Source organism: Streptococcus sp. KR (genome assembly GCF_002238115.1).
GTDB lineage: Bacteria > Bacillota > Bacilli > Lactobacillales > Streptococcaceae > Streptococcus.
Genome location: NZ_NGVM01000002.1, coordinates 62,529 through 77,951 on the forward strand (window position 1 = coordinate 62,529; position 15,423 = coordinate 77,951).

19 protein-coding genes are annotated in these 15,423 nt (G+C 39.7%); 2 read left to right on the forward strand and 17 right to left on the reverse strand.

Annotated features, from left to right (window positions below):
• The 9 genes from CBI42_RS01155 to CBI42_RS01195 all read right to left on the reverse strand — a co-directional run bounded on the left by CBI42_RS01155 (nucleotide 1) and on the right by CBI42_RS01195 (nucleotide 6,462).
• Entirely contained in the window at nucleotides 1-189 is a 189-nt protein-coding gene (locus CBI42_RS01155; RefSeq protein ID WP_004241151.1) for a DNA-directed RNA polymerase subunit beta, read from the reverse strand.
• Nucleotides 182-1,465 carry a UDP-N-acetylglucosamine 1-carboxyvinyltransferase gene (gene murA / locus CBI42_RS01160; protein WP_094753039.1) on the reverse strand — a complete coding sequence of 428 codons (1,284 nt, stop codon included), beginning with the start codon at nucleotides 1,463-1,465 and terminating at the stop codon, nucleotides 182-184. Before murA ends, CBI42_RS01155 begins: the two co-directional genes overlap by 8 nt.
• Before the next feature lie 23 nt (nucleotides 1,466-1,488).
• Entirely contained in the window at nucleotides 1,489-1,719 is a 231-nt protein-coding gene (locus CBI42_RS01165) for a DUF1146 family protein (RefSeq protein WP_080975952.1), read from the reverse strand.
• 57 nt (nucleotides 1,720-1,776) lie between these two features.
• Nucleotides 1,777-2,814 (reverse strand): SepM family pheromone-processing serine protease, encoded by a 1,038-nt coding sequence (locus CBI42_RS01170; protein WP_061590043.1) that lies wholly within the window; start codon nucleotides 2,812-2,814, stop codon nucleotides 1,777-1,779.
• Nucleotides 2,798-3,286 carry a pantetheine-phosphate adenylyltransferase gene (gene coaD / locus CBI42_RS01175; protein WP_070480181.1) on the reverse strand — a complete coding sequence of 163 codons (489 nt, stop codon included), beginning with the start codon at nucleotides 3,284-3,286 and terminating at the stop codon, nucleotides 2,798-2,800. Before coaD ends, CBI42_RS01170 begins: the two co-directional genes overlap by 17 nt.
• Complete coding sequence (rsmD, locus tag CBI42_RS01180; protein WP_061590042.1) at nucleotides 3,276-3,815, reverse strand: 16S rRNA (guanine(966)-N(2))-methyltransferase RsmD; 540 nt, start codon at nucleotides 3,813-3,815, stop codon at nucleotides 3,276-3,278. Before rsmD ends, coaD begins: the two co-directional genes overlap by 11 nt.
• Nucleotides 3,816-3,879: 64 nt before the next feature.
• Nucleotides 3,880-4,872: an aspartate--ammonia ligase gene (asnA, locus tag CBI42_RS01185; RefSeq protein WP_000748003.1), complete on the reverse strand. Its 993-nt coding sequence runs from the start codon at nucleotides 4,870-4,872 to the stop codon at nucleotides 3,880-3,882.
• Nucleotides 4,873-4,983: 111 nt separating this feature from the next.
• Nucleotides 4,984-5,667 carry a Bax inhibitor-1/YccA family protein gene (locus CBI42_RS01190; RefSeq protein ID WP_084928175.1) on the reverse strand — a complete coding sequence of 228 codons (684 nt, stop codon included), beginning with the start codon at nucleotides 5,665-5,667 and terminating at the stop codon, nucleotides 4,984-4,986.
• Nucleotides 5,668-5,721: 54 nt separating this feature from the next.
• Entirely contained in the window at nucleotides 5,722-6,462 is a 741-nt protein-coding gene (locus CBI42_RS01195; RefSeq protein WP_084926072.1) for a TrmH family RNA methyltransferase, read from the reverse strand.
• Nucleotides 6,463-6,495: 33 nt separating this feature from the next.
• Between CBI42_RS01195 and CBI42_RS01200 the strand changes: the two genes are divergently transcribed.
• Nucleotides 6,496-6,774: an acylphosphatase gene (locus CBI42_RS01200; protein ID WP_001174616.1), complete on the forward strand. Its 279-nt coding sequence runs from the start codon at nucleotides 6,496-6,498 to the stop codon at nucleotides 6,772-6,774.
• 78 nt (nucleotides 6,775-6,852) lie between these two features.
• Nucleotides 6,853-7,779 carry a membrane protein insertase YidC gene (gene yidC, locus CBI42_RS01205; protein WP_094753070.1) on the forward strand — a complete coding sequence of 309 codons (927 nt, stop codon included), beginning with the start codon at nucleotides 6,853-6,855 and terminating at the stop codon, nucleotides 7,777-7,779.
• Nucleotides 7,780-7,955: 176 nt separating this feature from the next.
• Here the strand turns inward: yidC and CBI42_RS01210 are convergent, their stop codons facing one another.
• The 8 genes from CBI42_RS01210 to purR all read right to left on the reverse strand — a co-directional run bounded on the left by CBI42_RS01210 (nucleotide 7,956) and on the right by purR (nucleotide 15,327).
• Complete coding sequence (locus CBI42_RS01210) at nucleotides 7,956-9,044, reverse strand: sensor histidine kinase (RefSeq protein ID WP_049515998.1); 1,089 nt, start codon at nucleotides 9,042-9,044, stop codon at nucleotides 7,956-7,958.
• Nucleotides 9,014-9,700 (reverse strand): response regulator transcription factor, encoded by a 687-nt coding sequence (locus CBI42_RS01215; protein ID WP_000323581.1) that lies wholly within the window; start codon nucleotides 9,698-9,700, stop codon nucleotides 9,014-9,016. The genes CBI42_RS01210 and CBI42_RS01215 overlap by 31 nt, the downstream gene beginning before the upstream one ends.
• 61 nt (nucleotides 9,701-9,761) lie before the next feature.
• On the reverse strand, nucleotides 9,762-10,481 hold the full coding sequence (locus CBI42_RS01220) for an ABC transporter permease (protein ID WP_094753040.1): 720 nt from the start codon (nucleotides 10,479-10,481) through the stop codon (nucleotides 9,762-9,764).
• Between the two features lies 1 nt (nucleotide 10,482).
• The gene (locus tag CBI42_RS01225; protein ID WP_094753041.1) at nucleotides 10,483-11,268 is read right to left on the reverse strand and encodes an ABC transporter permease; all 786 of its coding nucleotides are present in this window, start codon (nucleotides 11,266-11,268) and stop codon (nucleotides 10,483-10,485) included.
• Nucleotide 11,269: 1 nt separating this feature from the next.
• Entirely contained in the window at nucleotides 11,270-11,980 is a 711-nt protein-coding gene (locus tag CBI42_RS01230) for an ABC transporter ATP-binding protein (RefSeq protein ID WP_049551846.1), read from the reverse strand.
• A gap of 282 nt (nucleotides 11,981-12,262) precedes the next feature.
• Nucleotides 12,263-13,057, reverse strand: coding sequence for a pyruvate formate-lyase-activating protein (pflA, locus tag CBI42_RS01240; RefSeq protein WP_001288288.1), 795 nt, complete (start codon nucleotides 13,055-13,057; stop codon nucleotides 12,263-12,265).
• A 125-nt stretch (nucleotides 13,058-13,182) separates the two neighbouring features.
• Entirely contained in the window at nucleotides 13,183-14,433 is a 1,251-nt protein-coding gene (locus CBI42_RS01245; RefSeq protein ID WP_094753042.1) for a diaminopimelate decarboxylase, read from the reverse strand.
• Nucleotides 14,434-14,499: 66 nt separating this feature from the next.
• Nucleotides 14,500-15,327, reverse strand: coding sequence for a pur operon repressor (purR, locus tag CBI42_RS01250; protein ID WP_004238844.1), 828 nt, complete (start codon nucleotides 15,325-15,327; stop codon nucleotides 14,500-14,502).
• Between the last annotated feature and the right edge of the window lie 96 nt (nucleotides 15,328-15,423).

Genomic DNA, 15,423 nt, shown 5'->3' on the forward strand with positions numbered 1-15,423 from the left:
CTAATTTCCTGTAAATTTATGAATCAATTCCTGCCATTTTGCTGGAGACAGGATAGCCCATGGATCTTGACCCTTGCCCAAGATTCCATAACCTACCATTAAGCCGATTCCTAGGGCTAGAGCACCTAAAAACAGTACCAAAATGACTAGAAGTAAACGCTTGATTACGTAGCTTGATTTCTTATTCATCTTCATCACTTGCCTCAATCCGCTGAATCTTAGCACCTAGCTGCGCCAACTTCTCATGGAAACGGTAGTAACCTCTATCCAAGTGAACCAATTTACCGACCACAGTTTCTCCTTGCGCTACCAAACCTGTCAAAATCAAGGCTGCGCTAGCACGAAGGTCAGTTGAAAGAACTTCTGCTCCCTGCAGAGGCTGTCCACCAATAATACGAGCTGTGTCACGGATAATCTCAGAGTGTAAGCCCATGCGACGCATTTCTTCTAGGTGTTGGAAACGATTTTCAAAAACTGTCTCCACCATAGTTGATTCGCCTTTTGCGACGGTCATCAAGGCTGTAAATTGAGCCTGCATATCTGTTGGAAATCCTGGATGGGGCAAGGTTTTCACATGAACAGCTTTTAGATTTTCTAGTTGAGAGCGAACTCGAATCCCTTCAGTCTCCTCTGTCACTTCCACTCCCATTTCAAGCAATTTGGCAATCAAGGGACGGTTATGCTCCCAGACAGCGTCTCGAATCAAGACATCACCACCAGTCATGGCAGCAGCCACCATAAAGGTTCCAGCTTCGATACGGTCTTGGACCACATTGTGGGTCGTACCGTGAAGTTTCTCCACACCAGTAATGGTAATGGTCTCTGTACCAGCCCCTTTGACCTTGGCCCCCATTTCATTCAGTAGAATAGCTAGGTCAACAATCTCAGGCTCACGCGCAGCATTTTCAATCACTGTCACCCCATCAGCCAGCGTCGCTGCCATCATCAAGTTCTGCGTAGCACCCACACTTGGGAAGTCCATGTAGATATGAGTCCCATGTAAGCGATCAGCCTTGGCTTCGATATAACCAGCTGTCTGGCTAATCTTAGCCCCCATAGCTTCCAGACCTTTCAAATGAAGATCAATAGGACGGCTACCAATCGTACAACCACCCGGCATGGATACCTTGGCATGACCCACACGGGCAAGAATTGGTCCCAAGACAACGATAGATGCGCGCATCTTGCTGACATACTTGTAAGGAGCTTCCTCAGTGATATCGCCAGTCGCATCCACCTCGACAAGATGAGCTTTCTCATCAAAATCCACCTTAGCATTCAAACCACGAACCACCTGATTCATAGTGAAAACATCTGACAGGATAGGAACATTCTGCAAGACGGTTTTTCCTTCACTTGCTAGAATAGTAGCTGCCAACAAGGGCAAGACTGCATTCTTTGCTCCTTCTATCGTAACACTTCCTACCAGACGATTATCGCCACCTTGAACCACAATTTTTTCCATACTTATTTCCTTTACTCTTGATTTTATAATAATCCTCTAAGCGCTTCTTGCCACAACTGATACAAGCTGATAAAGAAAGAACTCATGATGTAGCCCATTACAATGCTGAAAAAGGCTACTAGTAAACGAACTTTTCTTGTATTCTCAGCTGTCACTTTTAAAACCTTTTCCCATCTAACAAGATCCTTTAAAAGGTAAAAACTCACATAAATAAAGAGCATGTGACTGCTTAGAGTGAATAATAATTGAACCATTTGACTATTATACCATCTTCTCTGTTTGTACGCTAGTTTGGAAACTTCCCTTAGAAATTAGGGATTGTTTTTCAAGTAATCAATCGCATCTTGTAGGGTTTTAACTGGCACGATTTTCATATCTGTCTTGATTGTTTTGGCTGCTTCTAGGGCTGTTTGGTAGTTGTTTTTCGCATCTGGATGCGCTTTTTGTTCTTCTTCGCTAACAGGGTTATCAGGGGCAAAGAAAATCGCGGCACCTTCTCTAGCCGAAGCTACAACTTTCTTATCAATACCTCCAATGTCCCCCACATTCCCATCGCGGTCAATAGTTCCTGTACCGGCAACAATGCGGCCATTACGAAGGCCCGGGTCAGCTATTTGGGTATAGATGGCCAGACTAAACATGAGGCCTGCACTTGGACCACCGATACCGGCTGTTGAAAAACGAATTGGGATATCACTGGTCACTTCTGTACGGTCAATCAAGCCGATTCCAATCCCATTTTTGCCATTTTCCAAGGTGATAATCTTACCTTCTGCAGACTTGGTTTGCCCATCCTCTTCATAGGTGACCTTGACGGAGTCCCCTAGTTTTTGAGAATTGACGTAATCAATCAAGTCTTTGGAACTGTCAAAGGTTTGATCATTGACTGCTGTGACCGTATCAGAGATGTTGAGAATCCCTTTAAAGGTCGAATTATCCGTCACAGTCAAAACATAAACCCCAAGATATTTAAGTTCAATATCTTTACCAGCTGTTTTTAGCCCTTGATACTTGGCCATATTTTGCGATGTTTGCATGTAGAATTGATTAATCCGCATAAATTCAACATCGGAAGAGCCACCTGTAGTCTCTTGGGCACTACGAATATCTGTAAAAGGCGTCAACCACGCATAAATCATATGGGATAAAGTAGCGTGCTGAACACCAACCGTAACGAATTGATAGGCACCAGCTTCCTTATCTTCTGTGTCATTGACTTTAAGGACTTGGCGAATATCTTCCGAACCACCTGGAACCTCTATATAGTAGGGCAAGGGCACTACAAATGCCAAGAAAGTCACAATCAAGGCCGCAATGACATATAAGGGCCATCTAATCTTTTTTTTCATTTCTTATTTCCTCCAAAATACTCTCGGGAACATAGCAAGCAATATCCTGACCAAACTTCAAAAGCTCTCTAACACCGGATGAACTGAGATAGAGATGTTCAGGTCGGCTATGTAAATAAATGGTCTCTATACCAGGAGACAGCTGATGGTTGTAGTGATCGAAACTAGCTTCATATTGCAAATCCGCTGCATTCCTCAAACCACGCACTAGACAAGTAGCCCCCAGTCTTTTTGCGACATCAACCACCAATTCATCATGAGAAGACACAACTTCAACATTTTCCAAATGTTTCAAAGCCTTTTCTAGCCCTCGTTTACGATTTTCGATAGGGAGAAATCCTTGTTTGTGGGGATTAAAAAAAATACCGACATAGAGCTTATCAAAAAGTCTGCTCGCCCGTTCAATGATATCCAGATGCCCATTTGTCATCGGATCAAATGAGCCTGTGAATAAGCCAATCTTATCTGACATAGACTGTCACCTTACTAATTCCATAAATTTTTTCCTTCCAGATGCCTAGACAGACAATTTCTTCTGGAAGCTCAACGGCCTTATCCGTCTCACACACGACCATGACATCTTCAGAAAAAAGCTCTTTCTCAGCCATTTTTTCAATATCTGCTACGATTTGTTCCTTGGCATAAGGAGGGTCTAAGAAAATGAGGTCGAATTCCCCAGATACCTGTTCTAATGCCCTTTCTGCATCCATTTTGAGGAGTTGAAATTTTCCAACTTCCTTGGTCATCTGAATATTTTCAGCCACGATAGCCTGAGCCTTACGGTCTCGCTCCACCAAAACAGCACTGGACATGCCACGCGATACTGCCTCGATAGATAAACCACCACTACCTGCATAAAGGTCCAAGACTCGTCCCCCTTCAAAGTAGGGACCAATCATGTTAAAAATGGCTCCCCTAACCTTATCTGAAGTAGGTCTTGTCGTCTTGCCTTCTAGTGTCTTGAGGGGGCGTCCCCCATAGATTCCTGATACGATCTTCATACCGTTTATTATACCAAATTATAGGCGAAAAGAGAAAGAAAACCGAACCTTGCGGTTCGATTCTCTACAAAATATTTTCGTAAGTATCGCGGACTTCTTGAGGCCAAACACTTGTTTGCACTTCTCCGATGTGTTTCTTGCGAAGTAGGAACATAGCCATACGAGATTGTCCAATTCCCCCACCGATTGTCAATGGGAATAGGCCGTTCAACAAAGCCTTGTGCCATTCCAATTCTAAACGGTCTTCATCACCTGTGATGGCAACCTGACGGCGAAGCGTTTCTTCATCTACACGGATTCCCATAGAAGACAACTCAAAGGCTCCACCCAAAGACTCATTCCAAACAAGAATATCGCCATTAAGACCCTTGTAGCCATTTTCAGACTCACTTGTCCAGTCATCGTAGTCTGGTGCACGTCCATCGTGCGGTTTACCGTCTGGTAATTCACCACCGATACCAATCAAGAAGACAGCGCCAAATTCTTTACAAATAGCATTTTCACGCTCTTTTGGTGTCAAGTCTGGGTAGCGTTCTACCAACTCTTCTGTATGGATGAAAGTGATTTGTTTTGGCAAGATAGACTCGATGTCATAGCGGGCTTCAACAGCTAGCTCAGTAAGGCGAATAGCCTTGTAAATCTTCTCAACTGTTTCTTTTAGATAAGCGATATTGCGTTTACCATTTGGGATAACTTTCTCCCAGTCCCACTGGTCAACATAAACAGAGTGGGTCGCATCTAACGAGTCTTCGTCTGGACGAAGAGCCTTCATGTGGACGAAAAGACCTTCACCTTCACCGAAACCAAAACGAGCCAAGGTATGGCGTTTCCATTTAGCAAGGGAGTGCACCACTTCATAAGTAGCATCAGGGATTTGGAGAACCTTGACCGATACGGCGTTCTCCACACCTGATAAGTTGTCCTGCATCCCGTCGCCGACCCTGCTCAAGATAGGACCTTGAACTTCGACAACTTCTAACTTATCTTTCAAATACTGGGTAAAAGTGTTTTTGACAAAGGAAATCTCTTCTTGTTGATGAATAAAACTTTTCTTCATAAACTACTCCTCAAAAAATTAATTAAAAGCATTATACACCTATTTCCAAGAAAAGAAAAGACCAAATATAAAAAAATCAGTGCTCCTTCGAACACTGATGTTAGGGACCTTCTAGTCATTACGACCAAAGATACGTAAAATACTTAGGAAAAGATTGATAAAATCAAGATAGATACTGAGAGCCATTGACACAACCCAACCTGTCGCTACACGGCCTTGTGATTGCTCATAAGCAAGGCGAATCCTTTGGTTGTCCCAAGCAATCAACCCTGAGAAAACCAAAACCATGGCTACGCTAATCATATAATCAAAGAAACCGCTAGCCAAGAAAACATTTACTACCATGGCAATCAGCAAACCGATAAGAGCTGCCATCATCGCTCGACCAAGCCCACTCAAATCTTTCTTGGTAAACATACCAACTGCCGCCATGACAAAGAAGAGAAGGGCGCTTGATACAAAGGCAGATAAAACTGTACCTGGAGTATAGAAGGACACCACAAAACTGAGGGTAAAGCCGTTTAATACTGAGTAAAGTAAAAATACTGGAAGAGCCGCTGGACTATTCTTTAAGGCCATGCTACTGGCAACAAAGACCAGAGCTAGCTCTGCTAAGGTTGCAATGGTCAACCAGAGACGTCCCTGCATCAAAAAGTAAACCAACTGAGATTGAAAGACCGTCAACATAAGGCCTGATACCAAAGCAGATAGTCCGATTCCCAGACCAACAAAGGCATAAACTTTAGCGTAAAATTGATTGAGACCTGCGCGGTCATGAATAATAGTGTGATTCATCTTTTCTCCTTTTCAATGAATATCTTTCCTTGATTATAACAAAGAAAGTTAAAATTAGCTTAAATGGAAAATTAAAATACCGGCTGCAACGGAAACATTCAAACTCTCCGCCTGTCCCTTCATGCAAATATGGACCAATTGATCTGCACTTTCAGCCATGAGGGGACTAATTCCTTGACCCTCATTCCCCATAACTAGTACAAAATTTTCTATAGGAACCAGTTCTCTGTAATCAACAGAATCTTTAGATAAGGTTGTTGCCAGCACTGGGATAGCAACCTCTTTGGTTTCCTTAAGAAGCGCTTGACTCGACATCCGGTAAATAGGCAGATGAAAATGACTGCCTTGCATCGAACGTAGGGTCTTGAGACTGTAGATATCTGCCGATTTATCTGAAACAATTACTCCAGTAAAGCCTGCTGCATCCGCAGTTCGAATGATGGTTCCTACATTACCAGGATCTTGCACATCTTCCAAAAACAAGAACTTGCCCTGACTAAAGTCAGCTTGCCCTACTTCTTCTTTTTGAACCACCGCAACAATTCCCTGTGGAGTCTGAGAATCCGCCAAATCTAGCAGAATATCCTCTGACACCCAGACAGTTTGCGGAAAAGCAACTAACTGTTCTCGATAACTTTCTAGGGCAAAGATTTTCTCAATCGTCACTCCAGCTTGAACAGCTTCTTCAAACAAGTGCCAGCCTTCAATCAAATAGGCAGATTTACGGTATTTTTTTTGGTGTAATTTCTTGGTATTTTTTACCACAGAATTGGCTTTTGAGGTTATAATAGTCATAGAAATATTATAACACAATCAAAGAGGTTTGGTATGCAAAAGGTTAGAATGATTGCCCAAGGTAGGGTACAGGGAGTCGGCTTTCGTTGGGGTGTTTACAGCCTGGCGCTTGAAATTGGTGGCATCACAGGTCGGGTATGGAATAACGACGATGGCACAGTGGAAATATTAGCCCAAGCAGACTCATCTGCTACCATGGCAAAATTTATCCAAGAAATCCGCAAAGGACCAACACCTTTTTCAAAAGTCAGCTACTTAGATGTCAAACTGAGCAACTTTCCTCCCTACCCTGACTTTAAAATCGCAAATTAGGTCTCTAGAACTATTGTATATTTTGTAAAAAAACAGTAGAATAGAAAGGTATTATTTTTAAAAGAAGGAATGAACAAATTGAAAGCTATTAAACGTTTTGCCCTCTCAGCTATGGGAGTGGCTATGTTGCTTGTCTTAACAGGCTGTGTCAATGTCGATAAGGCAACAGGCCAGCCAACAGGATTGGTTTGGAATACTATCGGAGCGCCTATGGCTGAAGCTATCAAGTACTTCGCTACTGATAAAGGTCTAGGCTTCGGTGTCGCTATCATCATCGTAACCATTATCGTGCGCTTGATTATCTTGCCACTTGGTATCTACCAATCATGGAAGGCAACGCTTCACTCTGAAAAGATGAACGCCCTCAAGCACGTCCTTGAGCCACACCAAACACGTCTCAAGGAAGCGACTACTCAAGAAGAAAAACTCGAAGCCCAACAAGCTCTCTTTGCAGCTCAAAAAGAACACGGCATCAGCATGTTTGGTGGTGTAGGATGTTTCCCTATCCTCCTTCAAATGCCTTTCTTCTCTGCAATTTACTTTGCTGCCCAATATACTGAAGGTGTTGCTCAAGCAAGTTACCTAGGAATTCCTCTAGGCTCTCCAAGTATGATTTTAGCTGCCTGCGCTGGTGTCCTTTACTATCTTCAATCACTCCTTTCACTTCACGGAGTAGAAGATGAAACGCAAAGAGATCAAATCAAGAAAATGGCTTACGTGAGCCCAGTCATGATTGCCGGCTTCTCCCTCATCTCACCAGCTAGTGTCACTCTTTATTGGGTTGTCGGTGGTTTCATGATGATTCTCCAACAGTTTATCGTCAACTATATCGTTCGTCCAAAACTTCGCAAAAAAGTCCGTGAAGAACTAGCCAAGAACCCACCAAAAGCACGTTCTTTCTCAACACCAAGTGGACGAAAAGACGTTACTCCTGAACAACCAACTGCTATCACAAGCAAGAAAAAACACAAAAATCGCAACGCTGGAAAACAACGTTCGAGATAAAGCTACGTAAATTATCCAATAATTAAAAAACGAATGAATGATAAATAGTTTTCATCAACTAGATATCATCATTCGTTTTTATTATCTACCGTTACATCTTATACTAGTCGAAAAAGTTAAATAGTTTAAAAGCTCACATATAAAAACTATTCAATCATAAATTAACAAGTAAATCACTATGATTTAATACAATTCACAGTTATTAAAACTTCTGCTCCCTCGTCTCTATTTCTAAGCTCAACTCGGCCTTTGTGTAGTTTTGCAACTCTACATACAAAACTTAGTCCAATACCATAATGTTGCTCTTTATACGATCTAGCTTTATCCATACGATAAAAGAGCTTTCCAAAATTAGTTAAAACTTCCTCTGGAAATTCCGAACCATTATTCCATATACCTATTTTCAATTCCTTCCCCTCTTGCTCTACTCTAATTTTAATTTTAGGATTCTGTTTATCAGCGTATTCCAAAGCATTTGTTAAAATATTTTGTATGGCACGAATCAGAAGAGATTGATTTATATAATAGTTTTCAGTTCCTTTCACATTTTGTTCAAAAGAAAACTTCATCTGATTTTTTATCAAAAAAGAGACTTCTTTCTCTAATTCATTGATAAAATCTGAAGAGGAATACTCCGTCCAACCTGTCTCATCATCATAATAGGTTTTAGAATAGTGAATCAATTGATTGAAATAATCTAGTAACTGTTGACTAGCTCTTTCTATATCTGCTAAGCATTCTTGAGATTGGTCGTTTTCAGTTATCGTCTGCAAAAATTCCACATTTCCCCTAATAATGGTTAAGGGAGTTTTTAAATCATGAGAAGCTGCTGAAACCTGAAACATCAAATCTTCCTTCTGCTGTTTCTCATTAACTATTAATTGTCGAATTCTATCTTGCATCACAATAATCCGATTTCCTGTCTCGCGAAATTCTTTAACCGTTAAACTTTCTGTACATTCCTTCTTCAACCACATACTATTTTCATAAATCAAAGTCATTTCATAACTCAGTTTTTTCAACAATTTTCCAATGTGATAACTTATTAGAACAATCAATAAAACACAAATATATATCCATGATGACACATTAAAAAAGATTGATAGAACACCACTATTGTTTAAAGTTTTCCCATCTTCATTTATTTGTATAGATACTGAAGCTAAGGGAATAAGATAGGCCATTAGTAAGCCAAGACTAAACTGCCAAATAATTCTCCAACAGGTTTCTCGAATTAATTGTCTAAAACTTTTGATTCTACCCATTGATATCCTCCACCGTATAAGGTTTTAATTGGATTTAATTGATAAGGTTTCAACTTTTGACGAATTTGATAAATGTACTCTGAAACCGAACGTAAGAGCGCTTCTGAACTTTGTGGATATAGATAATTATAAATTTCCTCAATAGAATATATTTTACTTGGGTTGCTTGCCAAAAGATTCACTATGTCAAATTCCCTCCTTGTCAGAGCAATCTTATCATCGTTTACAAATAGTTCCTTACTATCCGTATATAGTATAAGCTTCCCAATCTTTATTTGATGAACATTTCCTTTAATCCGTTCTTCACGACGTAAGTGCATTTTAACACGTGCTAACAATTCTTGCATACTAAAGGGCTTCATAATATAATCATCAGCACCTGCATTAATTCCAGCTACTAAATCTTCATCCATATCCTTAGCAGTTATAAAACAGATAGGAACAGTTATCTGCTCGCGAATCATCTGACAGATTTCTAAACCACTAACAGGCATCATAATATCTAATAAAATCAAGTCAAATCCTGTAAAATCACAAAGATCAATCTCTTCTATCTTATTTCGTATGACTACTTCATATTTTTCATATTCTAGTACTTTTTTTATTAGGCGAAGAATAGCAAGATCATCATCTACAACCAAAATTTTATAAGCCATAACTCACCCTCCTGAATATATTATAGCACTACCTGAGAAAAAGACAGGATATCCCCTGTCTTTAGCGTACATTTTTTCCTATGAGTATCAATGTAGCAAATAGAAAAACAATTAACAACCAAACTATTTGTATCCCTAAGCCTTGCCACACTGGATAATAAAGAGACAATGGATAGGTATAAAAACAATTCATACTAGCTAATAATGGTAAATTTCTAAAAAAAGAACTGAATTGTAGTAACATTTGCCCCAACCCTAATAAAAGGGATAAACTGATTCCCAAAATTAAGATAAAAGACTGGGAAATAAATACAAAAATACCACTTAAAAGAGCGAAGGTTAGAATAGAAATACAAGCTGGAAATAGAATTGTTAGAACATGTTTAATATTGCTCAAAAGATTGATATTGTAGTATCCTTGGGCGATTAGTACGCATAATGATATTACAGCGACCAATAGGATAATTTCAATACATAATAGAATAGCTAGTTTAGATATTATAAATTTCAAACGATTTGGACAGGTAAGAAAACTGGTACGAAGGCTAGAACCTGTAAATTCTTGACCTATAAATAGAACCGCTAGACTAACGAAACCTGCCTGTCCTAAATAGAGACTTTGCAGTAGCTGTTCCAAAACAAACTGTAGAGTCAACTGGTCTGGCTTACTATTTAAAAAAATAACTAACGCTGGAACACACAGTAATAGAGCACCTATAACCAACCAGTGCCAAGGATTCATCATAAACTTGAGATACTCACTTTTAAGTTGCTCTTTCAACTTATTCACCTCCTCCAATATCTGACTTAAGTAATCGGTAGATTGCTAAAGCCAAGAATGAGAAGTTCCAACAAAGTAAAAATAAAATATTTTGTAAACTATTATGTTCTAAAATTTGAGGAGATGTAGCAATCAATCCTTGCCCCAATGCAACTGGAAGAAATTTTGCAACCGATATATAGTTTGCTAAGAATGTTCCTAAATTGTAGACTTGGGGAAGCAAAAATAATAGAGGAACAATGGCTGTTTTAAATGTCAAAGCCATAATATAGGCTAGAAGTCCCAACAAAGTCCAAGCTATACTGGCTAAAAACATATAGAACCAAACTGTTCCATTTAGTGAAAAAAGCAATAAGCCATCTTGTCCTAAAACATAATGTGTCATGTTAATCGTAAAGAATATTGATAGAAAAGAAATGAAAAAAGAAAATACAAGCCAAACTAATGTTTTTGAAACTAGGAAAATACTTCGATTTGTAATAGAGAGGAGACTTGTACGAATAGCAGAGCATTTATACTCCTCGGCTCCGTAAATTGAACCTAGGATAATCATAATAAAAACACCAAATAAAGTGACATCAAAACCTAAAAATTCAATAGGAGGTATAGCTTCTGCTAATTCTGGATTTGTCTCTGGTGTAGCATGGATACCAACTGAAACAATTTGAGAAGCACCAATATTTGCTAAAAATGTTTGAAATACCAGTATCAAGAATAGTACAACATGAGTAGCTCTCTTATAAAGTAATTTCAATATTTCAGAATGAAGAGAGAAAATAAGTGCCATATCACTTCCCTCCTTCTGTCAAACTAAAGAAGACTTCTTCTAGTGAAGAAAGATTTTTCATCACTTCTTGTAAAGTCCCTTTTATAAGAACTTTTCCTTTATTTATGATAACTACATCATCTGTTACTGCTTCCACTTCCGATAATATATGAGATGATAGCAAGACTGTCTTCCCTTCTTGAGCTTGTTTTTTTATAAACTCTCTAAACCACCGAATTCCTCTTGGATCCAACCCATTAGTTGGTTCATCCAATATCAGATATTGAGGATTTCCTAATAGAGCTGTTGCAATTCCTAATCGTTGTCCTTCTCCTAATGATAATTTCCCAATTTTAGATTTTTTCTTATGGCTAATATCCACCATATCCAAGACTTGATCAATTCGCTGACTGGATATCCCATTACTAGCAGCAACAATTTTCAAATGTTGATAAACAGTCCGATCATCAGGAGCACCTACACTGTCAAATGAAGCTCCTACAGTCTTTAGAGGAAATTTTAATTCCTTATAAGTTTGATCTCCAATTTTGGTAAGACCAGATGTTGCTTTGTCTAATCCTAATAAAATACGTAAGGTTGAACTTTTTCCAGCTCCATTTGGACCTAGGAAAGCAGTCACTCTACCTGCTTTTGCTTCAAAAGAAATATCTTTTAAAATTTGAGCTTGGCCATACGACTTACATAAATTTTTAATGGTAATACTTTGTTCCATGATGTTCCCCTATTCTATTTAATATTTCTACAAGTAACTATATCTTACAGATTCTTTTTCGGATTTTTTTCAGAATTTAGAGAGTCAAAAGATTTAATACTCAATGAAAATCAAAGAACAAACTAGGAAGCTAGCCGCAAGCTGCTCAAAACACTGTTTTGAGGTTGCAGATGGAAGCTGACGTAGTTTGAAGAGATTTTCGAAGAGTATAAAATTTTGTTTTATTTAATTATATATATTTGTGTAAACTTAAAAGCCCGATGTTTCCATCAGGCTTCTTTTTTATCCATGTACACGTTTCATATAGTCTTGATAACTTTCGGTATCCATGAGTTTTTTAGCGTTCTTGACGCGGTCTGCTGTTGGAGGTTTGACCCCTTCGAGTGAATATGGAATTCCCAGTTCACGCCACTTGAATTCTCCCATAGTATGATAAGGCAGAATTTCAAACTTATCCACATTTTTAAGGGTCTTGACGAACTTACCAAGTTCAATCAGGTCATCGTCTCTATCTGTCAATCCCGGAACTAGCACGTGGCGAATCCAGACAGGTTTTCCAATATCTGATAGATACTGGGCACAAGCCAAGATATTTTTATTGGTTTGGCTAGTGACAATCTTGTGCTGTTCTTCGTTGATTTCCTTGATATCCAAAAGAACCAAGTCAGTAACAGCCATGAGTTTGTCAAACTTCTCAAGGTAACGTGGTTTATTACGGAAAGGAAGGGCACAGGTATCCAAGGTACAGTGGATTCCTTGTTCCTTAGCCTTAGTGAAGAGGGCAATCAGGAAATCAATCTGCAAGAGGGCTTCTCCTCCACTGACTGTAATCCCACCCTTATTTCCCCAGAAACCTCGGTAGCGCAAGGCTTCTGTCAAGACATCATCTACCGTCCGTTCACGTGATTTATTGGACTCCATAGCCCAAGTGTCTGGGTTGTGGCAATACTGGCAACGCATGTGACAGCCCTGCAAAAAGACAATAAAGCGAATACCAGGCCCATCTACTGACCCAAAGCTTTCTGTCGAATGCACCATTCCTGTCACTTGTCCATAATCAATTGTTTCTTCAGACATATCGTTACCTTCCTTGAAAACGTTTTATAGTTTTATTATATCACGACTTGAAGGAAAAACAAGATTTTTGCCTATTTTTTAGAAAGCAATCTGTTTTTCAATTTCATTTTCAATTACTTATCATTTTATTCTTCAAAATCAAAGCCATACAAGGTTGCAAAGTAGTCCTCAGGGCGCTCTGCACGGCGGATTTGACGGACTTTGCCTTCTTCGGTATAGAGGATTTCCGCAGAACGAAGTTTGGCATTGTACTGGTAGCCCATTGAAAAACCGTGAGCACCTGTATCATGAATTACCAGCAAATCACCGATTTCTGTATGAGGCAGTTCGCGATTCACTGCAAATTTATCATTGTTTTCACAGAGTGAACCAACCACATCTACCACTTCAGCTGGTCCATCTGGATGAGTCACGTTAGTAATATGATGGTAAGCTCCGTACATAGCTGGACGCATGAGGTTGACTGCTGATGCATCCACACCGAGATAGGTACGGTAGGTTTCCTTCTTATGAGTGACTCTTGTGACCAAAGCACCGTGAGGTGCCAACATAAAACGACCCAATTCGGTAAAAATCTTGACCTGACCAAGACCTGCTGGCGTAAGAACCTCTTCATACACCTTACGAACTCCCTCACCAATCAAGGCGATATCATTCGGCTCCTGGTCTGGACGATAGTTGACACCAATACCGCCAGAAAGATTGATAAAGTCTAGCGAAATGCCCAACTTTTCCTTGATTTCAACAGCCAATTCAAAAAGCTGACGTGCCAACTCTGGATAATAGAGATGGGTGACGGTATTAGATGCTAGAAAGGAGTGAATCCCAAAAGTCTTGGCTCCTTTTTCCTTCAAGATGGCAAAAGCTTCAAAGAGCTGGTCCTTGGTCATGCCAAACTTGGCTTCTCCAGGATTGTCCATAATGTCTGTTCCTAGCTCAAAAACGCCTCCAGGATTGTAACGACATGAGATGATTTCTGGAATGCCTGCTGCACGCTCTAGATGTTCAATATCTTCAAAGGCATCCAAGTTAATGGTCGCACCCAATTCACGTGCATAGGCGTATTCCTTGTCTGGCGTGTTGTTTGAAGAGAACATAATCTCAGAACCAGGGAAATTCAGTTTATGACTCATCAAAAGTTCTACATAACTAGAGCAGTCCACACCACAGCCTTCCTCTTGGAGAATTTTCAAAATAGCTGGTGTTGGAGTAGCCTTAACTGCAAAATATTCCTTAAAGCCCTTGTTCCACGAAAATGCTTTGTTGACGGCTCTTGCCTTCTCACGAATCCCCTGCTCATCATACAAGTGAAAGGGAGTCGGGAACTCGGCAACAATCGCTTCTAAGTCTTCTTTATTGATAAATGGTGTTTTCATAAGTTTCCTTCTATTCTATTTGCAAAGAAAGGCTGGGACAATCGTTCCAACCTTTAGTTCTATCTCTTATTTATCTTCGTCAAAGATATTGCCAACCTCAACATCGATGGCTTGGTTCTTGACATCAATATTAGTGACCTTCAAGAGCGACTTGTAGTCAAACTGCTTTTCGCGTTCTTCTTGAGCATTGTCCGCAAAGACCGCTACACCTGCCAATTCTGAATCAAACTCTCGCAAGAGACTGATCATCCCATTGACAGTTCCTCCGCCTTTCAAGAAGTCATCCACAATCAAGACACGGCTACCTGCCTTGAGACTACGTTTTGAAAGGAACATTTTCTCGATACGGTCACCACTTGAACCTGAAACATAGTTGACGCTGACAGTTGAACCTTCGGTAATTTTCAAGTCACGACGCACAATAACAAAAGGAACATTGAGGACATTGGCAACTGCATTTGCAAGTGGAACACCCTTGGTCGCTACGGTCATAACGGCATCAATTTTTTGGTCCATAAAGCTCTTGGCAATAATGCGACCAATATTTTTCAAGATAGCTGGTGTGCTAAGCAAATCAGACAGGTAGATATAGCCACCTGGCAAAATACGGTCACTTTCTGACAACTTGGCACGCAAGTCCTCAACCATTTCCTTGGCATCATGGCTTGAGATTGATGGTGTGAAAATGACACCACCACCAGCACCAGTTACTGTCTGGATATGACCGATTTCAATTTCCTCAAAGGCGCGTTTGATAATCACGATATCCTCTGATATGGATGATTTAGCAGATTCATACTTTTCAGCAAAAGTATTGAGACTAGTTAGTTTATAAGGATTATTAATCAAATAGTTGGAAATCACAACCATCCGATCACTTCTTCTTAATTTCATTTCTATTTCCTACTTCATTTAATTTTGATATTTTATCTATTATACCATATTCACATAAAAAAACGAACATTCTTATCCTAAAAAATGCTCATTTTT